The sequence below is a fragment of the Streptomyces sp. NPDC060027 genome (assembly GCF_042737005.1).
GTDB lineage: Bacteria > Actinomycetota > Actinomycetes > Streptomycetales > Streptomycetaceae > Streptomyces.
Window position 1 is genome coordinate 1 of the sequence record NZ_JBHWVI010000115.1, and the last position, 21,199, is coordinate 21,199.

At 69.8% G+C, this 21,199-nt stretch carries 14 protein-coding genes; 2 read left to right on the top strand and 12 right to left on the bottom strand.

Annotation, left to right across the window (positions count from 1 at the left end):
* Window positions 1-215 precede the first annotated feature (215 nt).
* From ACFWBT_RS25665 to ACFWBT_RS25695, 7 genes are all read right to left on the bottom strand, one after another.
* Complete coding sequence (locus ACFWBT_RS25665; RefSeq protein ID WP_385704434.1) at window positions 216-914, bottom strand: hypothetical protein; 699 nt, start codon at window positions 912-914, stop codon at window positions 216-218.
* Window positions 915-1,038: 124 nt separating this feature from the next.
* A complete protein-coding gene (locus ACFWBT_RS25670) occupies window positions 1,039-1,380 on the bottom strand; it encodes a hypothetical protein (protein WP_385704436.1) in 342 nt (113 codons plus the stop codon).
* Between the two features lie 396 nt (window positions 1,381-1,776).
* Window positions 1,777-2,790: a phosphoadenosine phosphosulfate reductase gene (locus ACFWBT_RS25675; protein ID WP_385704439.1), complete on the bottom strand. Its 1,014-nt coding sequence runs from the start codon at window positions 2,788-2,790 to the stop codon at window positions 1,777-1,779.
* A 535-nt stretch (window positions 2,791-3,325) separates the two neighbouring features.
* The gene (locus tag ACFWBT_RS25680; RefSeq protein WP_385704441.1) at window positions 3,326-4,192 is read right to left on the bottom strand and encodes an SDR family NAD(P)-dependent oxidoreductase; all 867 of its coding nucleotides are present in this window, start codon (window positions 4,190-4,192) and stop codon (window positions 3,326-3,328) included.
* 30 nt (window positions 4,193-4,222) lie between these two features.
* The gene (locus ACFWBT_RS25685) at window positions 4,223-6,586 is read right to left on the bottom strand and encodes an MMPL family transporter (RefSeq protein WP_385704445.1); all 2,364 of its coding nucleotides are present in this window, start codon (window positions 6,584-6,586) and stop codon (window positions 4,223-4,225) included.
* Window positions 6,587-6,627: 41 nt separating this feature from the next.
* The gene (locus ACFWBT_RS25690) at window positions 6,628-14,130 is read right to left on the bottom strand and encodes an SDR family NAD(P)-dependent oxidoreductase (protein WP_385704448.1); all 7,503 of its coding nucleotides are present in this window, start codon (window positions 14,128-14,130) and stop codon (window positions 6,628-6,630) included.
* Between the two features lie 541 nt (window positions 14,131-14,671).
* Complete coding sequence (locus ACFWBT_RS25695; protein WP_385704449.1) at window positions 14,672-14,881, bottom strand: hypothetical protein; 210 nt, start codon at window positions 14,879-14,881, stop codon at window positions 14,672-14,674.
* Window positions 14,882-14,989: 108 nt separating this feature from the next.
* Here ACFWBT_RS25695 and ACFWBT_RS25700 point away from each other — a divergent pair, with 108 nt between their 5' ends.
* Both ACFWBT_RS25700 and ACFWBT_RS25705 read left to right on the top strand, forming a co-directional pair.
* Entirely contained in the window at window positions 14,990-16,063 is a 1,074-nt protein-coding gene (locus ACFWBT_RS25700) for a hypothetical protein (RefSeq protein ID WP_385704452.1), read from the top strand.
* 210 nt (window positions 16,064-16,273) lie between these two features.
* On the top strand, window positions 16,274-18,130 hold the full coding sequence (locus ACFWBT_RS25705; protein WP_385704454.1) for an ABC transporter ATP-binding protein: 1,857 nt from the start codon (window positions 16,274-16,276) through the stop codon (window positions 18,128-18,130).
* On the opposite strand, the gene ACFWBT_RS25710 is transcribed toward ACFWBT_RS25705, so the two are convergent.
* The 5 genes from ACFWBT_RS25710 to ACFWBT_RS25730 all read right to left on the bottom strand — a co-directional run bounded on the left by ACFWBT_RS25710 (window position 18,036) and on the right by ACFWBT_RS25730 (window position 21,122).
* Entirely contained in the window at window positions 18,036-18,470 is a 435-nt protein-coding gene (locus ACFWBT_RS25710; RefSeq protein ID WP_385704457.1) for a hypothetical protein, read from the bottom strand. The genes ACFWBT_RS25705 and ACFWBT_RS25710 overlap by 95 nt on opposite strands.
* Window positions 18,471-18,923: 453 nt before the next feature.
* Window positions 18,924-19,520, bottom strand: coding sequence for a hypothetical protein (locus ACFWBT_RS25715; RefSeq protein ID WP_385704458.1), 597 nt, complete (start codon window positions 19,518-19,520; stop codon window positions 18,924-18,926).
* Between the two features lie 71 nt (window positions 19,521-19,591).
* Window positions 19,592-19,885, bottom strand: coding sequence for a hypothetical protein (locus tag ACFWBT_RS25720; protein WP_385704462.1), 294 nt, complete (start codon window positions 19,883-19,885; stop codon window positions 19,592-19,594).
* A gap of 57 nt (window positions 19,886-19,942) precedes the next feature.
* A complete protein-coding gene (locus ACFWBT_RS25725; RefSeq protein WP_385704465.1) occupies window positions 19,943-20,257 on the bottom strand; it encodes a hypothetical protein in 315 nt (104 codons plus the stop codon).
* A 148-nt stretch (window positions 20,258-20,405) separates the two neighbouring features.
* Window positions 20,406-21,122 carry a PP2C family protein-serine/threonine phosphatase gene (locus tag ACFWBT_RS25730; RefSeq protein WP_385704468.1) on the bottom strand — a complete coding sequence of 239 codons (717 nt, stop codon included), beginning with the start codon at window positions 21,120-21,122 and terminating at the stop codon, window positions 20,406-20,408.
* Window positions 21,123-21,199 lie beyond the last annotated feature (77 nt).

A 21,199-nucleotide genomic window follows, 5' to 3' on the forward strand; every position in this document is an offset into this window, starting at 1 on the left:
TGGCCGCGGCTCTACTTTGGGGGCCCCCGGGGGGGGGGGGGGGGGGGCCCCCTGGGGGGGGGGCGGGGGGGGGGGGGGGGGCCCCCCCCCCCGAGGCGAGGTGGCGAGCCACGCCATGCCGGCCATCGCTGCGACACCCGGCCCGCAAGGGACCAACGACCCGTAACCGGGTGTCGCGTTCAGAGGGTGGTGGGACAAGGTCGCACCACCGCGTTCTACTTCTTCTGCCTACGCCTTTCGGCCTGCTCGAGGATCCGCTTGCGCGTCCATCGCCGGCGCCCGCCCTTCTCCGTGAGGGCGTCAGGTGTTTGCATCAGGGGGAGATTGCCCTGAGCGAGGCTGCTGGAGAAGGAGCCGACGCTCTTGTAACCGAGCAGCGCCGCAGCCTGGGTCGCGCCCAGGAGCTCGTCGGGATCACCGTCGACCGGCACGGCGGGAAGTGCCTGGGCCGGCCGTTCGCTGGTCGGGTACCGGCCGCTCCCGGGCCGGGTGGCCTTCCAGTCGAGCAGGGTCTGCACCCGCCACAGCTGCTTGCGGTAGGGGCGCTCCGGGGTTCCCATCTCCTCGACGACGTCCGGGTCGGGGAAGTACCCGGGGTGGTCGCGGACGTAGTTGTTGACCTGGTTGGGGTTCTTGTAGCCCAGGAACTTCGAGGCAGCCGTGCCGTTGAGCAGGTCCTCCGGGTCCCGGGAGGGCGGTGTGTGATCGCCGAGTCTCGCCAGGGACCGCTGTGCGAACCACTTGGTGACTTCGGCGTGGTCCCACAGTCGCGCGCGTCGGCGCATGCCGACGATCTCCGGGAACCCGCTCTCGTCGCGCGTGTTGTAGAGATGGGTGACCCGCGCGGAGGTCAGACCCTGTTCAGCCGCGATCTCGGCAGCGTCAGCCAGGCGAGGCTTGCGTTGCGAGGTCATGGCGGAACCGTCCGTCCAGTCGGAAAGCGCGCCGGCTTGCCCGGCTCACAACTCAGATAATGGCAGAAGATCCGGGTGCAGGTCTACCGCGCTGCCCAGATATTCCGGGCCGAGGCGACCGCCTTCATCCCTCGGGGATGAGGCACACTCCGCGGCGGGCGGCGTCCTCGGCCATCTCGGCGTAGGCCAGAGCCGCTGGAGTCATCTGCCACTCGGTGACGGCGAGCAGCGAGACCAGCTCGCCGTGGCCCTGCGATGCGTCGCACGGCAGACCGGCCGCGTTCACGGTCGCTACCAGGACCTCGGGCGACATTCCCGCCACACGGGCGGCCACGGCTCTGCGCAGGTCTTCGAAGCCTTGCTGGTACAACTCGCTCGCTTCGGTCAGGAACTGGAGCACCAGATCCTCGTCATGGCTGGCGGGTGCAGTTGCGGCGAGGTCGAGGAGGCGCTGGGTGGTCGTCATCATGGCCAGTATGCCTTTCGGGATTGATCAGTGGGATGCGCCGGACTCTGGACGAGGCGGCCATGGGGGAGCACCCGCAGATCGCAGATGTCTCGGAACGCTTCGACTGCGTAGAAGTGATAGGCGCCGGCGGTCTGGACGATGAGACTGGACTGGCGTCCAGCTGTATGCAGGAAGCCGAACCGCCGAGATCATTCGTGTAGTTCCGGTGCGTATGTCCAGGCGTGCTCTCACTGCTGCTCTCCTGGCAATCGCGGCATCCGCCACTCTTGGGCCGTCGGCGGTAGCTGCGCCGATGCCCTGGGACTCGCACTCGATCCCCGCCGTCGCGGCACCGGTAACTGCTCCCAGTAGGGCGGCGACGTGCTCGGCCAGCACTCGTGCAGGCGGGGACCTCTAATGCTGGGCGGCACAGCCGTTGCACAGGGCGCGGCCGCGGTCGCGGGCCAGGTCGGGCAGTTTGCGGGGCTCCAGCTGCAGTGCCGCGCGGACCTGTATCTGGAGCGCGGTGAACTCGGGTCCGTCGTCCAGGCAGATGATGCCAGGGTCGGGTGATCCGCAGGTCCTTGAGTGCCGGATGAGGTCAGTGATACGCCCGTCGGCACGGAAGCTGTCGCCCCGCACCTGCTCGACCTCGGCGATCAGGTCGGCCAGCCGCGGCCGCCGCCCGGCGGAGAGCGACGTGTCGCGCCGGGACGCGTAGACGCACAGGGAGCAGGAGCAGCGTGAGGTGCCTGCCCAGTCGCCGGCGCCGGGGACGGAGTCGTAGGTCCAGCAGTACGGCACCGGCGAGCTGGTGTGCCATTCCTTGACCGCCTCGGTGGACCATTCCTCGATGGGCAGCCACTCATCGACCACGCGGGCGCTGTTGGTCTGGACGTTGCGGAAGACGGGCCGCTTCTTTCGGTCGGCACCCTCGTCGCTGCGCAGGCCCAGGACCTTCAGGATCCGCACCGGGCGGCCGAGCTCGCGCTTCAGCCGGGTGACCATCGGCGTCCAGGCGGCGGAGACGACGCTCTCCTTGGCGCTGCCCATGCGGGGGAAGCGGCCGTAGGCGGCGTTCTCGGTGAGCAGGCTGTGCGGCATCCGGGTGCCGTCGGGGGCGGGGAGGGTGCGGGTGACCTTGACGTGCCGGTCGGCCGGGACGCCGAACGCGGCGCTTTGCAGGGCGGCGAGTTCGGACACCCCCGGGTAGCGGACGCCGTCAAAGACCACGGCGGGCCATTCCAGGACGCCGAGGCTGGAGTGGTAGGAGATGACCCGGTCGTCGGCGCCGGCACTGCGTACGGCGTCCATGAACACGGCCATCATGACCGCCGAGTCCTTCCCGCCAGACAGCTGCGGGGCGAGCAGGTCGTATGAAGCCAGATCAGGTGCGTGGGAAGGGCGGTGGGTGGTGCGTGCGGGCATGACGACTCCAACAGGACGGTGTGGGCGGTGAGGGACGGTGTGGGCGGTGAGAGGGGAGTGCTCGCGCTGCCGGACAGCGCGAGTGCTCCGGCACACGAGGTTCAGGAGGGGGGCTCGAGGTCGGGCCGCTGGGGGTGGGGTTGCTGGTCCGGCAGACCGAGCCGGATCTCCTCGCGTTCGCGGCGGGTCGGCCGAGCCGGAACACCCAGCGGTGGGAGCCGTGGTGACGGACGTTGCAGGCGCCGACCGCGGCCAGGGCCTCGCGCAGCCAGACGGCCGGGTCGGCGCCGGGTCGCGGCCGCGGAGCTCCGAGCGCGATGAGCTGCTCTTGGCCGTACCGGCAGCCCTGCTCCTGGCGGCGGATTTTCTGCGCCGTCCGGGAGGAAGCAAACGAGTTCGCGATTCCTGTACCTGTTCGCGCTGCAACCCGCGCGTCGATTAAGGCTCTACGGGGCCCTACGCGCGGGTTCGCCGTTCAGACAGCCGGACGGTCTATGCCTTCGACTACCTCAAATCCAGCATTCGTTACTCAGGTTCACAACTCACGGTTGAGGATGTGGGCGGAGCCGCCGCTGGGTGAGGAGGCAGCGCTGGCCTCGGTGATGGTCCTGGTCGTGAACCCGACGCGGTCGACGAACGGCCGGAAGAAACCGGGGGCTGCCGCGACAAGCGCGTGGGCGCGGTGCGCGGTGATCGTCTGCGCCCGGCGTTCGATGCCCGACACGATGCTGCGCACGGCCGTGTCGACCGGCGCCATCCGCCACAGACCCCGTTCGTTTGCGCCCCACAGGCGCCGACCTGCCGGATCCGCGTGGATCGCGTCCATCATCGGCGTTTTGAGGAAGGTCGGGTGCAGGGTGCCGACGCCAACGCCGAGGTGCCGCACTTCCAGACGGATGCTGTTGCACATCGCCCAGACTCCGGCCTTGCTGGCCGTGTAGGGGGCCTGGAGCGGGGAGTGCACGAAGGCCGCCATGGAGGAGGTGGCCAGCAGGTAGCCGCGTTGACGCTCGACGTGCGGCAAGGCGGCTTTGAAGGTCCGCCAGACTCCGGTCAGGTTGACGTCAACGACGCGTTTGAAAGCGTCGGGGTTGAGGGTGGCCATCGGGGCAACGGTGCTCACGCCGGCGTTGGCGATGACGACGTCGATGCGACCGAAGTGACTGGCGGCGCGGTCGATCGCCGACCGGACGCTGTCGAGATCGGTCACGTCCGCCTGCGCTGCCCAGGCGACGCGGGAACCGCCGAGCGCGTCGGCCTGGGCGGCGACAGCGGTCCCGTCGAGGTCGAGGAGGGCGAGGTGCGCACCTCGGCGCCGCAACGCCTGGGCGACTGCAGAGCCGAGTCCGCCGGTGGAGCCGGTGATGGCGACGGTGCGTCCAGTGAGGTCATAGCGGAGCATGGGACCCTTTCGGGGCTCGTCCGCGCCTGGTCAGGTGGCCAGGGGTGCGTCGGTTGCGGGCTTGGAGGCGGTGGTTTCGACGGTGTCGTGCCCAAGAGGCTTGGGGGCCGACGGCAGGGGAAGACGGCGCCGCAGGGGAGACGGCAGCCACCAGTTGGCAGCTCCCGCCAGCTTGATGACGGCCGGCACCATCAGGGGGCGGATCACCACCGCGTCCAAGAGGACGGACAGGGCCACTGTGACAGCGATGATCTTCATGTCGGTCACGTCTGTTGCCGCGAGTGCCAGCAGGACGACGAGGACGACGGCGGCGGAGGCGGTGAACAGAGGCGCAGCGGCCTGCAGCCCCTCGGCTGTCGCTCGGGCGGTATCGCGGGACCGGTTGTACGCCTCGCTGACGCGGGCCAGGAGCAGGATTTCGTAGTCCATCGACAGGCCGAACGCGAGGAAGAACGCGATGAACGGCAGCGCGAGGTCAGTGGTGCCGGTCACGGTAAAGGCACCGACCAAGTGGCGAAGATGACCTTGCTGAAAGACGTAGACCATCGCGCCGAAGGTCGCCGTGAGGCTAAGGAAATTGATCACCAGGGCCTTGAAAGGCAGGAAGAGACTTCGGGTGAAGACGAGCAGCAACGCCAAGGTTGCGACAACGACAACAGCCAGAGCTGCGGGAAGCCACTGAAAAGTGACGTCACGGGTGTCGAGAAGTTCTGCCGTGGCGCCGCCGGTGAGGGCAGGTACGGGGGCTGGCTGCGTACGGATGGTGTGCAGGAGGTGGGCAGCTGCGGCACTGTAGGGCCGAGGGGCGGAGTTGAGGGCCAGCCAAGTCCCGGTGGGGAGGGTGAACCGCCGTACCCCGGAGCACGGTCGGGACGCAGCTAGTTCAGCGGTGGGATCGCAGCGGGTGCCGACAGACTTGCCGTCCAGGTAGGTGCCGGTCGCGGTACGCAACCCCTGGACGCCGGGCAGCTCGGAAAGGCGCCGGGCGTAGGCGTCGAGGCGATCAGCATCGTCGGAACTTGCGGGGCGCCAGCCGGGCAGGACGACGTCAACCTCAGTGCCTACCTGTGGGAAGCCAGTGCGCAGGTGCTCCGTGGCGGTGACGACGGGTGAGCCGGCGGGCAGCACCCGCTCGTCGCTCAGGCCGAGGTTCACGTCGCGGAAGGGCAGCGCGAGCAGGACCAGCAGGGCTGCGGTGAGCGTGAGGACGGCAAGCGGGTGGCGCATGACGGCGCTCGCCAGGCTGTGCCAGCGGGCCGCGGACCGGGCGGTCTGCCGGCGACGAGCGAGGAAGTCGCGCCCGGCCCGGCGTTCGCCGAGGCAGGCGAGGGCCGCAGGGACGATCAGCAGGGACGCCGCGGCGGCCAGCAGGACGACACTGATACCGGCCATGCCAAGGGAGCGCATCAGCGGGATTGGGAAGAGCAGGAGCCCCAACAGGGAGGCGGCGACGACGCCGGCGGAGGCGGCGACGGTGCGACCGGCGGTGCGGACGGCGGTGATCACGGCCTCGGGGTGCGGACAGCCGTCGGCGATCTCCTCGCGGTAGCGGGCGACGAGGAAAAGGCTGTAGTCCACGGCCAGGGCGAGGCCGACGGCTGTGGTGAGACTGAGGGCGAAGGTGGAGACGGGTGTGGCGGTGGTCAGGGCGCGCAGGATCGCGGTGGTGCTGGTGATGGCGACGGCACCGACGGCAAGGGGCAAGACCGCCGTCGCCATGCTGCCGAAGATTAGGAGGAGCAGTACGAGGGTGATGGGCATGGCCAGGAGTTCCGTACGCAGCAGGTCCTGCTCGCTGTGCAGTTGGAACTCGCGGGTGACGACGGCCTCGCCAGCTGCCTGGATCTCCAAGGGTCTGTGTGGGCGGGCAGCGTGGACGAGGACGCGTTCCGTGGTGTCGTGCCGAACGTGCTCTGTCGCATCGAGCCACAGGGCGACGAGGGCCGCGTGCCCATCGGTGGCGCGCAGCAGTGGGTCGGGCGGGGACGGTGGCGTACGAGCGGGGGTGGTCGGGCTGAGAGGGCCCGTCCAGTACGAGTCGACGCCGGTGACGCCGGGTACCTGGCGCAGAACCTCGGCAAGTCGGGTGCCGGCAGTGCGCGCAGCCGGATCGTCGACGGACCCGGTGGTGCGGACGAGGAGCAAAAGGGGCGGCATACCCCCGTGGGGGGACTGCGCCAACCGGTTGCGTACCTGCGCCGCCGGGGTGTTCTCGGCAAGCCAGCCGCCGCTGCTCAGGCGTGCGGAGACGCCGGCGGACAGCAGACCTGCGAGGACGACGAAGAGTGCCGCGGCGGCCAGGACGAGCCGGTTGCGGCGTACTGCCCACCGGGCGAGCGCGGCCAGGGAGCCCGGGATGTGCGAGCGGTCGGGGTGCAGGGGCGGCTCGCACATCACGGTCGGCCTCTCTACTACAGGTGTATGGGTCGGTGGGGTCAGGGGGTGTGAGCGCTCAGTGCGGGCCCGGCCGGGCCCGGCACGGTCAGAGCTGGCGCGGTTGAACTGGGCGCGGCCGGCGCCGGCAGGGTGGGGGTCTGGTGGCCGAGGCGGATCAGGGCGCGGCGGGCCAGGTCGGTGATGCCTTGGGCGTTGAGGAATTCCAGGGTCGGCAGTTCGCAGCCCAGGCGGCGGCGTGCGGCGACGACGGCTTCGACAGCCATCAGGGAGTCCAGGCCGAGCTGGTCCAGGCGGCGATCGCGGTCGAGGCGGGCGGGGTCGATCTGCAGGATCTCGGCCAATACCTGGGTGATGGCGTCGGCCGCCAGAGCGAGTGCTTCGTCGGGGGTGGCGGTGGCGAGGCGGTGGCGCAGCTGGTCGGGTCCGTCGTCCTGGGGGGTGTGGAGGGGGATGAGACCGGCGAGGCGGGGGGTCTGGACGGCCGGCATCATGCTGCGGATGCGGGCCCAGTCGATCCTGGCGGCGGCCGTGACGCCGGTGTCCTGGGCGACGGCGTCCGTGAGGGCGGTGCAGGCCTCGGCGGGGGTGAGGTTGTCCAGGCCCAAGCGGGCGAGCATGTCGGTGATGCCGTGGCGTGCGGCGTAGCCGATGTCGCCGACAGCGCCCCAGGCCACCGTCGTGCCGGGCAGGCCGGCGGCGCGCCGGGTGCGGGTGAGTGCTTCGAGGTAGGCGTTGGCGGCGGTGTAGTTGGCCTGGTAGGCGTTGCCGAACCAGGCGGTGACCGACGAGCAGGTCGCGAACAGGTGGAGGTCGGCCTCGCGGGTGAGCGCGTCCAGGGTGGCCGCGCCGAGCAGCTTGGGCTCCAGAGCGGTGCGCAGACGTTCGTCGGTGAGTTCGGCCAGCGGTGCGTCGTCCAGGACCATCGCGGCGTGGATCACCCCGCCCAGGGGGAAGGCGCCGGCGTTGATGAGGGCGAGTGTCCGGCGCAGGTCCTCTTCGCTGGTGACGTCAGCCGTGTGGGCAGTGGCGGTGGCGCCGCGCTGGGCGAGCGTCTGAATCAGCTGGGAGGTGTCGGGAGTGTCGGAGCCTCGGCGGCCGAGGAGAGCGAGGTGGCGTGCGCCGTGGTCGACGAGACGGTGGGCGAGGGCTGCTCCGAGGCCGCTGAGTCCGCCAGTGACCAGGTAGGTGGCGTGCGGGGAGAGCTGCAGGGGCGGGTGGATGCGCTCCAGGGGAGGTTGCTCTTCGAAGGTGATGACGACCTTGCCGAGGTGGCGGGAGCGTTGCAGGACGCGCAGTGCCTCGCTGATCCGGGTGGCCGGGTAGGCCAGGTGCAGCAAGGGGCGGTAGGTTCCGTCCGCGATGAGCTGGGCTGTTTCGTCGAAGCAGGTCCCGGCCTGGGGCAGGCCGCCGGAGATGAGCTGGTACGCGTCCACGCCGAAGAAGGCGATGTTGTTGCTGAAGGGCCGCAGCGACAATGGGGTGGCGGTGTAGATGTCGCGCTTGCCGAGTTCCAGGAAGCGTCCCCCCGGCCGCAGGAGTTCCAGGGTGCGGCTGATGGCCTCTCCCGCCAGGGAGTTGAGGACGACGTCGACGCCCTGCCCGCCGGTGAGGTCGCGGACGTGCTCGGCGAAGTCCAGGGTGCGGGAGTCCAGGACATGGCGGACCCCGAGCATGCGCAGCAGGTCGCGTTTGGCAGGAGTGCCGGCGGTGGCGATGACGTGGGCGCCGCGGGCTTGGGCGAGCTGGAGGGCGGCGAGGCCGATGCCGCCGGCGGCACCGTGGACAAGGACGGTCTCGCCCGCCTGGAGACGCGCGAGGCGCTCGAGCACGTGGTGGACGGTGAAGTAGACCACCGGCAGGGTGGCGGCTTCGGTGAACGTCATGCCGTCGGGGATGGTCCCCACGAGGCGGGCGTTGACGGTCACGTGGGAGCTGAGGCTGCGGGGCGCGAGCGCGTAGACGCGGTCGCCCGGTACCAGGTGGGTGACGTCGGCGCCGACTGCGGTGACCGTACCGGCGCATTCCAGTCCCAGGGCCGGCCCGTCCGGCAGAGGGGTCTCCGCGCCCGGGGGCAGGAGGCCAACGGCGAGCATGACGTCGCGGTAATTGAGTGCGGCCGCTGCGACGGAGATGGTGACCTCGTCGGCGGCGGGCTGCTGCGGCCGGTCCGGGGTCCAGGTGAGCCGGGGGCGCAGGCCGGCGTCGTGCAGGCGCAGCGTGAAGGGCGTTGAGCCGGGGGCCTCGGGTGCGGTGGTGGAGGCGGGCCGGGGGACGGTGCGCGGGACGAAGCGGCCGCTGCGGGTCAGGACGACCTCGTCCTCGTCGGTGGGTTGGAGCAGTTCGGCCGCCAGGCGCCGCGCGTCGTCGGCGGGCCGGGCCCCGGCGTCTAGGGAGATGCGCCGGATGGTCAGTTGGGGGATTTCGTTCGCCAGGGAGCGGGTAGCGCCCCACAGTGCTGCGTCCTGAGGAGCGCCTGGCCGTTCGGGGGCGGAGTGGATGCCGCTGGGCCGGGTGACGATCCACAGGTTGGCTGCGGCCCCGGCCAGCAGGTGTGAGCCGGTTTCGGCGAGGTCTCGCAGCACACCGAGTCGGGCGATGGCTTGGTCGCACATTTCGGCGGGGCTGTCGCCGGGATGGGCGTCGAAGACCAGGACCGTGTGCGGGGGCTGCTGTTCCCCCGCGACCTGTGCCCAGTGCTGAGGCGTCTGGTCCAGGCCGGTGACGCGGACGTCGGTGCCCGCCTCGACGAGAACGTCGACGAGGTCGCGCAGCAGGTCGCCGTCGGGCTTCTCTCCGGCCAGCAGCCAGCGCGCGTCCGGGTCGGCGGGCGGCATGAGGGGGGCGGGGAGGGCGGGGGAGCGGGGTGCGCGGCGGGCGCAGAGCACGGAGTACTCGAGTTCCGGCAAGGCTTGGTCATGTCCGAGTTGGGCGACCTCGTCGAAGCCGCACTCGCGCAGCAGTGGTGCCCATGCCTGTCCCGGCAGCAGAGGGGAGTCCTGACGCAACGGGGCGTCGGTGAAGTCCCAGAATCCCTCGAGGGTGCCGAAGCAGGGGGCCAGCAGGCCGGGTTCGTGGGTCTCGTGAGCCAGGAGTTGTCCGCCGTCGGCAAGGAGGTGGGTGATGCGGGCGAGCGTCGCGCGCAGGTCTCGGGTGGCATGCAGGACGTTGGTGGCGATCACCACGTCGAAGGAGCCCGCGGTGAAGCCCTGCTCGGCCGGGTCCTGGTTCAGGTCCAGGCAGCGGTAGTCGACGAAGTCGAAGTCGGCGAAGCGCGCCTTGGCGGAGGGGAAGAAGCCGGCGGACAGGTCGGTGAAGGTGTAGGCGGTGCGCTCGGGCGGCAGGTGGGGCAGGAGCAGGGCCGTGCTGCCGCCGGTACCGGCACCGACCTCCAGGATGCGCAGCGGCCGCTCATCGGGCCAGGTGCGGACCTGTTCACGTACCAGGGCGAGCAGCAGCTGATTGTGGAAGCGGGGCTGGACGGCGTCGCTGTAGAAGTACTCGATCAGATGCCGGTCGGGTTCGTCGAAGAGCAGCGTCAGCGGATCGCGCTTGCCGAGCAGGACGTCGGCCAGATGCAGGCAGCACCGGCCGAACAGGGATGTCTCGACCGCATGCTGGGGGAAGTCGCGTACGAGTTGCTGGAACAGCTCCAGCGCCGGAGGGCCGTCGGTGTCGGGAAGGCGCCAACGTGCCGGGCGACCTTCTCCGGCCGGCTGGGTCGGGTGCAGCAGGCCGCGGGTGGCATGGGCGAGAAGCTCGGCCAGGCGGGCGTGGCGGGGCTGCATGCCGCCTGCCACCAGATCACCGGTGTCGAACTCGCTCTGCCCTTCCGGCAGCAGCTGGGCGAACGCCTCGGCGATCAGGCGCGAACAGCACTCGTGTAGACGCTGCAGCCCGGCTTCGTGCCCCTCCGCGCGCCAGGTCTCCTCCAGACGGTCGCGGTAGGGCAGACACGCCTGCACCAAGGCGGTGGGCGAGGGTAGGAGGCCGGACAGCGCCGGATCAGCGGTCCCTGGAGCGGCGCGCAGCACATTGATGAGGTGCTGCACGGGTTCGGTGGGGGTCTTGCCCATGCGGCGCAGCCGGCAGCCGGTGAGCTGGAGGCAGACATGGCCGTCGGCGTCGCACAGGGTGATGTCCCAGCACTTTTCCTGGGGGTTGCTCTCCCGCAGGCGTACGTGGATCAGACCGCTCTGCGGCGGAGTGCGCCATAGGCGCAAGGCTTCGACGGCGACCGGCAGGAACGGCAGATACTCGCCGTCGACGCCGGTCAGGCATCCGCCTGCCTGGAGCGCCCCGTCCAGGAGCGCAGGGTGGACGTGGTAGCCGTCGGCGGCTTCGCCCAGTGTGTAGGAGGCGAGGGCTTCACCCTCGTGCAGCTGCAGCTCCGTCAGAACCTGGAAGGCAGGGCCGTACACGAGGCCGGCGCGCCGGGCACGGGCGTAGTGCTCGGTGACGTCCATGCGGGTGTGCAGACGCGCACGCAGGTCGGCGAGGTCCACGGAGGGCGGCGCGGCGGCCAGCAGACGCCGCACGCGGGCACGGGCGTACGGCTGCCACGGCAGGTCGTCGCCGGTACGCGCGGCAATCGTCAGGGCCTGGTCGCCTTCGCTGAGCGAGACCTGTACGCGCACGTCGGCGGCCTCGTCATCCCAGGGCAGATCGAGAGCACGGGTGATGAGGAGATGGTTGACCTCGACGGGGGCGTCGTGGACGAGCCCGCCTGCGGCGAGGGCCATCTCCAGATAGGCGGCGGCGGGCATGACGGCGGAGCCTGCGACCTGGTGGTCGGCCAGCCACGGCAACCGGGTGGGCTCTACCAGGTTGGACCAGCAGGGCTGCTGCACGGGGACGCGTGCCCCCAGCAAGGGGTGCTGCACGGGGGTGGTCTCACCGGCGACGCGCAGCCACCACTGAGGGTCACCGTGCCATTGCCGCTCGCGCTGCCAGGGATAGGTCGGCAAGTCGGTCGTGCGTCCGGGCTGCGGGAAGAAGACGTCCCACTGGATGCGGGCGCCGGCTGCCAGCGCATGGGCCGCCGCGGTGTCGACAGCGGCGGGCCCCGGCACGGCCCGAGCGCAGGTAGCCGTGACCAGCACAGGGTGTTCCAAGCCCTTGACCGCCTTGCGCAGGTACGGGCGCAGGACAGGGTGAGGGCCGATCTCGACGAAAATGTCGTATCCATCATTGAGCAACGTATGCAGGGCCGGTCCGAACGACACGGGCTCGCGGACGTTGCGCCACCAGTAGTGGGCTCCGAGCTCCTCGCCCGGGCAAACGGTGCCGGTGACCGTCGAGACGAACGGAACAGCGGTGGCGGCAGGGCGCAACCCTTCCAGGGACGCGAGCAGGCCGTCCCTTACGGGGTCCATGGCTTGGCTGTGGAAGGCGTAGTCCAGCTCCAGCATGCGGAAGAAGACCGCTTGCAGCTCCAGGTCGGCGCCCAGGGCTTGGAGGCGTTCCTCGGGACCGCAGATGGTGACGTCCTGGTCGCCGTTGACGGCGGCGATCTCCAAAGTGCCGGCGTAAGGGGCGAGTTCCTTGGTTGCCTCCTCCACGGACAGGCCGATTGCGGCCATGCGGCCTCGGCCGCGCGTGGCTGCCTGAGCACGGCTACGTTCGGCCACCACCCGGGCAGCAGCGGGCAGGTCGAGAGCGCCGGCGATGTGGGCGGCGGCGATCTCGCCGACGCTGTGGCCCAGGACCGCGGCCGGACGGATACCGCGGGCCTTGAACAGTTCCACCAGAGCGATCTGGAAGGCGAACAGCAGCGGCTGGGCGATCTCGGTGGCCTCGATGCGCGCGGGGTCGGCCGCAGTCATCTCCTCACGCACCGACCAACCCAGGTGCGGCCGGAGCGCGTCATCGACCCGGTCGAGCGCTGCCCTGAACACGGGTTCCTCGCGTACCAGGTCCGCCCCCATGCCGGCCCACTGTGAGCCGTTGCCGCTGAAGGCGAACACCACGCGGCCGTCTGTCACCGCCTGTCCTGTGGCGGTGGCGGCGGGCAGGGGCAGCGCCCCCTGGCCGACGGCCTCCAGTGCTTCGGCTGCCAGCCGGGCGTCGGGAGCCAGGACCACGGCCCGGTGGGGGTGCAGGGTACGACGACATGCGGCCGTCCATGCAACGTCGTAGAACCCCTCGGAGGTCTCCTCCTGCAGCCGCTGGGCCATGCGTGCGGCCGCGGCCTCCAGCGCCTCTGGGGTGCGGGCCGAGACCACTACCGGCAGCGCACCCTTAGGGGGCTCGCTCGCTTCGTTGAGGGGAACTGCGGGCGCGGCGGCCAGGACCACGTGCGCGTTGGAGCCCCCGAAGCCGAAGGAGTTGACGCCGACCACGGGCCGCTGCCCGGCAAGGGACCTGGCTTCGGTGCACGGATCGAGCTGCCAGCCCTTGAAGTCGATGTGAGGGCTGAGCGGATGCGCGTGCAGGGTCGGCGGGATGCGGCGGTGACGCAGGACCAGCAGGGCCTTCATCAGTCCGGCCATGCCGGAAGCGGCCTCAAGGTGACCGGTGTTGCTCTTGACCGATCCGATGGGCAGTGGCCCGATCGTGCGGCGGGTGCCCAGGGCGCGGCCGATGGCGTCGCACTCGATCGGGTCGCCCACCGGTGTTCCCGTGCCGTGGGCCTCCAAGTAGGACAGGTCGTCGGCGCTCACGCCGGCCTGGGCGTAGACCTGTTCCAGCAATGCTGCCTGCGCCTGGGCGCTGGGCAGTGCCAGCCCGGTGGTGCTGCCGTCGCTGTTGACGCCGCTCGCCAGGATCACCCCGTGAATGCGGTCGCCGTCGGTGAGCGCATCGGACAGGAGTTTGAGGGCCACGACGCCGCCGCCCTCCGCACGCACGTAGCCGTCGGCTTCGGCCGAGAAGACACGGCAGCGGCCGGTTGGCGACAGCATGGAGGCGGCCGAGAAGCCGGTGAAGCCGAACGGACTGAGCAGGACGCTCACTCCGCCCGCCAGAGCCGTACGCGCTCGGCCCGCGCGCAGCGTCTCGCACGCCTGGTGCAGGGCGGTCAGGGCTGAGGAGCAGGCGGTATCCACCGTCATGCTCGGCCCGTGCCAGTCAAGCAGGTGGGAGATGCGGTTGGCGGCGTTGGTGGCCGCCAGCCCAGCCATCGAGTACGCGTTGGGGGCATCACCGCCGGTGGATTGCAAGTCGGCGTAGTCGTGACTGGACATGCCGACGAACACCGCCGTGTCAGAGCCGGCGGTGGCGGCCTGGTCGATGCCGGCGTCGTCTAGCGCCTCGACTGCCATCTCCAGCAGCAACCTGTGCTGCGGATCCATGCGCGCTGCCTCGCGCGGTGAGACCCGCTGGAAGTAGCCGTTGTCGAAACCGGTCACGTCCCGGAGGAATCCGCCCGCCGCCGTGTAGCTCTTGTTGCTCCTGCGCCGCTCGGTGTCGACGAACCGCTTGGGGTCGAAACGGTCCGGCGAGACCTCGCCCACCAGGTCACGTCCCCCCCGCAGCGCCTCCCACAGGTCCTGCGGTCCATCGATGCCGCCCGGCAGTCGGCACGAGAGGCCCACGATTGCCACGGCGGGCCTGTCAGGGTTCGTGGGGGCCACGATCACGGAGTTCTCCCATGTGCAAAAAGGGGTGGGTAGCAATAGACGCCTTGCAGGCGATGGCATGCGGAAAGTGCTTCCGCCGCCGGGGACGCCGTGATCTTAGGGAGAGTGACGAACAGTCCTTGCACGCGTTGCGGCGTGCGGGTGAACGCCAGAGACAAATCTGGAGCGCATACGAGGTGAATTCGGCGGATCCGGCGCTCTGGGGCGGCTCTGCCATTCCCCCATGCGCGTGAAGTATGAGGCTCTTCCAGGGCGCTGACGTGCGAAAACGTCGTACTGGCGTCAACTGGTCACCCGTCGATCCCCGGATTGGGTAGCGGTAGACGGGTGTTCCTTGAGGCCACCGGTATGGTCGCCGACGTCCTGAGCCCGTCCCCACATGCGGCTTCTCACACGTCCACGGCAACAAACGTGTCACTGCCGCGTTTTCGCGCGCTGCGACCCAGCCGACGAAGGCCTCTTTCGAGGCGGCCGCAACGTTCCCGGAAGGTAGGCTATGAGCAGTTCACCGGTCGCCGTACCCGACGTCCAAACCGATGTGACCGCTTGCGGCTGGTGGCGTCCATGCACAGTCCAGGTCATCGGCGAGGTGCCGGCAGGACAGCAGGCGCTTCGGTCCTTCCTGGACCATCTGGTCGCCTCCTTCGAGGTACAGGGCCATACCGTCCTGGACCGCTCCCATGGCGACGTCGACCTGATGCTCATGTGCGGGCAAATCCCGGAGGGACCGCAGCCCCTGCGTGAGAGGATCCCGGACACCTATCCGCCACTCAGTGCCATGCTGCGCCACCAGCACGGCCTGCGCCGCAACCCCCGTCATGTCGTGGCCGTGGTCGAGGTACCCGAACGCCTCACGGTGCTGCCCCACGCAGAGGTCGTCGCCACCGCACGCACAGCCATGGGCCGACTCGGCGCGGCCAAGGTCCTGTTCGTGTCCCGCGGGGATGTTCCCGGGCGGGTGGCGGAGGTGACGTTCTGCAACATGGAGGGCGGTCACCCCACCGAGATCACGGACATCGCCGACCGCATGCGTGATCGGCTGGTCACCGCGGCGTGCGCCCGGCAGGTTGCTGAGGACTACGACACCGTCCGCGATGCGATCACCGCGAAGGCGTGGCAGGCCAGCACCGCGCCCGAGCAACTGGCGTATGCAGGACGGCGGATGGGCGAGCTGGGACTGCTGCCGGCGCCGGTGAAGGTGTCCGACTTCGTCTCCGAACAACTGGCCGACATGTACGAGGTCTACATGGGAATGCGGGGCTTCAGCGAAGGCATGCTGTTCGCCTTCGACCCCGATCTCGACTGCCTGGTGGTCAGCGCCTCAGGTTCCTGGGACGTCGACAAGCGCAACCTGACACGAGAGCAGACCGTGGCCGTCGAGCCGCGCCTGACCGACGGCAAGCGCCTGCGCGTCCTGGCCCCCAGCGGCCTGCTGCCGATGCAACCATCAGTAGAGACATGGGAGATCTGCGCCCTGATGGAAGCCTGCCCCACCGTCCGCGTCACGAAGGACCCGTCAGGTACCTGGGTGATGGACCCCGACGGAGAACGCGAGGTACCTCTCATTCGGGCCGGCATTCACGCCCACGTCGGCGTCGTCTCCAGTGACCACACGGTGATCGAAACCGTCGATGCGGACCGCGAGCAGTTCCCCTACGGCTTCGGCTGCGGTACCGACCTGACTGTCGAGATTGCCCGCGACACCGTTCGCCGTTCACACGCCGTCAACGATCCGGCCGACCCGCGGACCTACGTGCGCTGGCCCCTGCTCTATCACGGAGAGATGGCCGTCGAACTGTGGAAGCCTGGCCTGCTCGCCCAGCCCTTCCAAGGATTGCTCGACCTGTACGGCACGGCAGTGCAATTCACACCCGACGATGTCCCCCAGCCGGTATGAGTGGGCATTCCGGCTCCAGCCCGTGGGCAGGACCCAGCAGAGAGCAGCCTGCCACCGTCGGATGTAGCCGTGGGTCCCCGATCGGTAATTGTCGCTGCCGGACCCGGAACCGGCAGCACGCCTCCTGTTCCGCGACACGATGAGCAGGGCTCCGGGCTGCGGCCGATCGGCTCCTGCCTCGCCCGGTCTTCGTAAACGAGGCACCGCGATATGACCTTCCCGTTCGTCCGTCCACGTCCGCCTGCCCGTTCACTGACCCCGGGCTGCGGGGCGTTTCCGGGACTGCGCATCGGCCATGACCTCCTGCGCGGCGACCGACTGCTGCTCGCCCTGGCAGCCGTCCTGTCCCTCACTTCAGCCACAGCCAGTCTGGCGGTGCCGTGGCTGGCAATGGGCGTGATGCAGGCTCTCACCCGGCACCAGCCAGTCACCCTTCCCGCCGTGGGCATGAGCGTCGCCGTCCTCGGCGCAGCCGGACTGCAGGCCCTGAGCGGATGGTTACTGGCGGGAGTCGGCGAGCGCGCCGTGCTGCGTCTGCGCCGCCGGGCCATGGCGCATCTGCTGCGGCTTCCGCTGCGTGCGGTACGTGACGAGGGCACCGGCAGCCTCACTGCCCAGGTCACCTCGGACGCTGTGCTCCTGCGTCTGCTCATCGAAACCGGTTTCATCCACCTTCCGGTAGCGCTCGTCGCCACGGCGGCCACGCTCACCGCCATGGTCGTCATCGACCCAAGCCTCACCCTGGTCGCCGTCGGAGCCTTCGGGCTCACCGGAGCTTGCATCGCCCCAATGACGACCCGGATGAAACATCTCGCAGTTGCCCAGCAGCGCGCGCTCGGACAGCTCGCACAGAGCCTCACCTCCCATCTCGGCGCACTCGTCACCGTCAAGGCCTGCCGCTACGAGAGTGAGGCTGCACACAAACTTGGACACGCCGCAGACGCCGTTCGTTCGGCGTGTCTGCCCGCCTCCCGTTTGCAGTGCCTCATCGGCCCGGTCGTGAGTTTGGGCCAGCAGATTGCCGTCCTAGCCGTCGCGTTGGCAGCAGGGCAGCAGATCACGCTCGGACAGCTGTCTCTGGCCGCCTTCAGTGGCTTCTTTCTCTACCTGCTGCACCTCACCTCGCCCCTGACAGTCATCGCCCTTGGCATCGGCCATCTACAGGCGGGACGAACCGCACGAGGCCGCTTCCACCACCTCCTCACTCGCCCAACGGAAGCGGAACAAGACACGACAGCAGCTCCCGTCCTGCCCCTACCCCGCCCCGACGCACATGCAGTGACTTTCCACCGTGTCACCTTTCGCCATCCGCAAGGCAACCCTGTCTTGGACCATGCGAGCTTCCACGTCCCCGCGACCGGGCTCACCGCCCTTGTCGGTTCCTCAGGCACGGGAAAGTCCACGGTCCTCACTCTGATCAACCGCCTCGCACAGGCCGAGCACGGGGAAATCCGCGTCCTGGGCAGGTCCGTCAGCAACTGGCCCCTCGGAGACCTGCGCCGACGCGTTACCTACGTCGACCAACAGTCAACCCTTATCGAAGGCACCATTCGCGAGAACCTGCGACTTGGTCTCGCCAAACCGCCCAGCGATGCGGAACTGCTGAACGCGTTGGAGACGGTCGGGCTACGCCAAACAGTGTTGCGTCTCCCTCAAGGCATCGACACGCCCCTGGGCCGCGTCCACGACCTGTCCGGCGGGCAACGCCAGCGCCTGGCCGTAGCACGCGCCCTCCTCACAGACAGCGACATCCTCCTCCTCGACGAGCCGAACTCCCACTTGGACAGCATCAGTGACCGCCTCGTCACCCGAGCCGTGGACGACCTGGCGGCCACCCGCTGCGTTATCGTCGCCAGCCACCGACTGCCCACCGTCCGCAGGGCCCGGCACATCATCTTGCTCACGGAGGACGGGACGGCAGTCTCCGGCAGCCACGAGCACCTTCTCACTCGCAACAGCCACTACAGAGACCTCACCACTGGGCTCGCCATAGAAGCCGGTTCACCGCTTCGAACACCGCCCGTCGATTCTCCGCATGCCTCGGCTCCGGGTCTGATCGGCAATTGAGCCTCGCAGTAGTGTCGCAGGCCTCCCACGCCTCGGCAGGTTCGGCGTCGGTCCACGGCGCACCGGACTCGGTGCGGTCGAGGCGGCGGCAGACGGTGCCCCAGGTGAACGTCATCTCGTCCACGTAGAACTGCCCGCGGCGCCGGTGCGGGGAAGCGTAGGGGCGCAGGACTCCGACGCCGTAGACCTCCAGCGTGCCCTCACGGAACCCGGCTTCCTGCTCCTCGGTCATGTCCGGCCCGTACTTGTAGAAGCTCTCGTCCGCGACCACGGCGAGCACCGGGCTGAGGTCGTCCTCGTCACGGGCGAGGAAGCTGCGCCAGTGAGCGAGTTCGGCCATCGCGTCGGCGCGGCTGGAGCGGGTGGTGAGGTACCGGACCCGGTCACGGTGGTTGGGGTACTCGTCCGTGTCGTACAGTCACGCCTCGAACTGGTCCTGCGCGTACATGTCGGCGCCGTTGTGCCGGTGGCGCAGGAACCCGAACGGCTTGCCGTCCACGGGAACGGGGTGCCGCTGCGTGCACCACTCGCAGGTGATGCCGGCGTGGCGCAGGAAGCGCTGCAGGCGGGGGAAGCGTGCGAAGCGTGCCGCAGTTGCAGCAGGTGTACACCTCCCACTTGGACGGGTCGGCGACCGTGTCGTGACGACAACGGGGGCACTGGTAGGCCTTGTTGCTGTTCCAGCCGATGACCGGCGAGATTCCGGGCATGGCGACTCCCTGGGCTGGAGGGCGGAAGGGTCAGGAAAGACCGGGCTTGTGTGAAGGGTGCGGCGGTGCGGGGTGGCCGCGGTTCACTGCTCGGCGAAGGCGGCCAGCATGGTGACGATCCTCTGAGGGCGGGCGTCCGCTTCGACGCTGACCCTTTCGCCCGACGGTCCGACGTAGACGCACACGCTGTCGTGCTGAACGAATCTGTCGTGGTCGTCTCGCGGGCAGGGTCGTTGCCAGACCACCCGTGTGGTGCGGGAGTTCTCCTCGATGCGCGCTCCGGGGAGGGTGTGGGCCACGGCCTGGGCCACGGTGTGGCGGTCGCGGGCCTCGGTTTCCTTCCGGGCGGTGAGTTCGGCGGCGAGCTTTGAGGCTTCGGCGTGCATCGGGTAGAGGCGGCGGGTGATTTCCCTGGCGACGTGACGGGCGCTGCTCGCCGTAACGCCGATCCGCGGAGTCAGGATCTCGGAGTCGTCCGGCAGGGCTGCGTAGACCTTGAGGCGGGCGGGCTGGTCGGAGTCGTGCTGGCGCAGACTCAGGGCGCGCCCCTCGTCGTCGATGATGACGCGCGACAGCATGTGGGCAAGAGCGGGGGCGGTGCGGCAGTGCGTGCCCAGCTCCCGCGCGACTGCGTCGGCGAAGGCGTCGAATTGCTTCTGGTTGCCCAACTCCACTGACATGAGTGCGTGTTCACTTTCTTGCTTGGATGGCTGGGAGGATTCACGGGGCGGTGGGTGCTGTCGTGTCCTGCTCAGGTGGGAAAGTCGCGGATGTGCGCGGCGACTGCGCGGGCCGACATGGCGGGGCTGCGGTCGAACGGGTCGGTGCACACGGCCTGCCACAGGCTCGCCGGCCGGGACGGGACGATCTGGTTGCTGGTGGCCGCGCCGATGGTCCAGCGGCGCTCCTGGGGGGCGGTGACGGTGTACGTGAGCAGCTCGGGGCGGTCCTGGTTGCCGTTGTCGCACCAGGAGAGGCCGGCGGCGGTGAGGGCGTTCTCCAGCTGGGTGCAGCGTTCGGGGGTGATGTGGGCGAACGTGGCCACGGGGTGGTTCTCCTTCGGTCCGGCAGGTCGGGGCGCGGCTAGAGGCTGCGGTGCGCACTACGTGTAGCGGTGGGGGACCTTCCTGCGGGGGCGGCGAGCTGCGTTGCCGCCCTGCTCCCGCTGGCGTTTCAGGTCCCGGCTGATCCGCTCGGCCGTCTCCGCTGCCTCGCGGCGCGCGGTCGCCTCGGCGTCCTCGGCGCTGGCGGCGTAGACGATTTCGACGCCTCCGAAAGCCTCCTCGGCGTCCATGCCGAGTTCCTCGTGGGCGGCAGCACGCTGGGCCGGGTCGTCTGGCGCCTCCTGGACGCGCCAGACCGTGAGGTCGGGGCTGGACCACTGTCCGATGACGAAGAACGGGCGTCCGTCGGGCATCGTCGTCCTCCTGGCCGCGTGCGGCGCGCTCTGGGCGGGATGTCGGTTCGGGCGCGAGAGGGGGTGGGGCGGGGGCGTCGCCCCCTCTCACTATATCAATAATAGTGTGTGTTGGTTCTGTGTGAAACCACCCCTGACCTGCTGGAACTTACTCCCGCGAGCCTGCTGCGGGGAGGTCGGCGACCAGGACGGTGGCGTTGTCGGCGTAGCTACCGGCGTGCTCGATGGCGGCGGCGGCGAAACCCGTTGCGGCCCGCGCGGGGTTTCCGTCCAGGTATTTGGCGAGGTTGCGGGCGGAGTCCTCCAGGGGCTCGTACGCGCCGTCGCTGGCGAGCAGCAGGCGGCACGCTTCCGCGGGGCCGGTGGCGGACTCGATCGCCGGGTGTCCGTACCGGCCCTTGCACTCGTCGTCGGACTCCGTGGCTCCGAGGTAGGACGTCACCACGTTGCGGCTGCCATTGCAGACGCGCCGCATGTTGTGGTCGGCGGTGAGGCACTGGAGGGTGCGGCCTGGGGTGAGGGTGTAGGCGCGGACGTCGCCGCACCATGCGACGGTCAGCGGCTTGCCGGGGACGGTGACGGCAACGGCCGCGCACGCGTTGGGCAGGTCCGCGTACGGGTCGCTGCGCTCGGGTTCGGCGGCGTAGCGGTCGTACACGGAGCGGAGACCGGCCTCGGCGTCGCCGCGTCGCGCGGCGGCCTGGGCGATGCGGCGGGCGGCGGTGATGGTCCAGACGTGCACCTCGTCGCTGGAACCGATGCCGTCGCACAGGACGTAGGCGCGGGCGCCGTCGTGGGTGTAGGTGGCGGTGGCGTCGCACTGGTGGGAACGGTCGCCGATCAGCTGCGCGGACGCGTGAGCCATGGAAGCTCTCCTTGGGCTGGGGCGGAGTAGTCGACTGAGGGTGCGGCCTGCCCGGCCGGAGGGTGCCGGGCGCGGGA

Coding starts and splice junctions, on each gene's coding strand:
- ACFWBT_RS25685 (WP_385704445.1), bottom strand. CDS start 6,586: ATGTGCGAGCCGCCCCTGCACCCCGACCGCTCGCACATCCCGGGCTCC.
- ACFWBT_RS25665 (WP_385704434.1), bottom strand. CDS start 914: ATGACCTCGCAACGCAAGCCTCGCCTGGCTGACGCTGCCGAGATCGCG.
- ACFWBT_RS25730 (WP_385704468.1), bottom strand. CDS start 21,122: ATGGCTCACGCGTCCGCGCAGCTGATCGGCGACCGTTCCCACCAGTGC.
- ACFWBT_RS25725 (WP_385704465.1), bottom strand. CDS start 20,257: ATGCCCGACGGACGCCCGTTCTTCGTCATCGGACAGTGGTCCAGCCCC.
- ACFWBT_RS25705 (WP_385704454.1), top strand. CDS start 16,274: ATGACCTTCCCGTTCGTCCGTCCACGTCCGCCTGCCCGTTCACTGACC.
- ACFWBT_RS25680 (WP_385704441.1), bottom strand. CDS start 4,192: ATGCTCCGCTATGACCTCACTGGACGCACCGTCGCCATCACCGGCTCC.
- ACFWBT_RS25670 (WP_385704436.1), bottom strand. CDS start 1,380: ATGACGACCACCCAGCGCCTCCTCGACCTCGCCGCAACTGCACCCGCC.
- ACFWBT_RS25710 (WP_385704457.1), bottom strand. CDS start 18,470: ATGGCCGAACTCGCTCACTGGCGCAGCTTCCTCGCCCGTGACGAGGAC.
- ACFWBT_RS25715 (WP_385704458.1), bottom strand. CDS start 19,520: ATGTCAGTGGAGTTGGGCAACCAGAAGCAATTCGACGCCTTCGCCGAC.
- ACFWBT_RS25675 (WP_385704439.1), bottom strand. CDS start 2,790: ATGCCCGCACGCACCACCCACCGCCCTTCCCACGCACCTGATCTGGCT.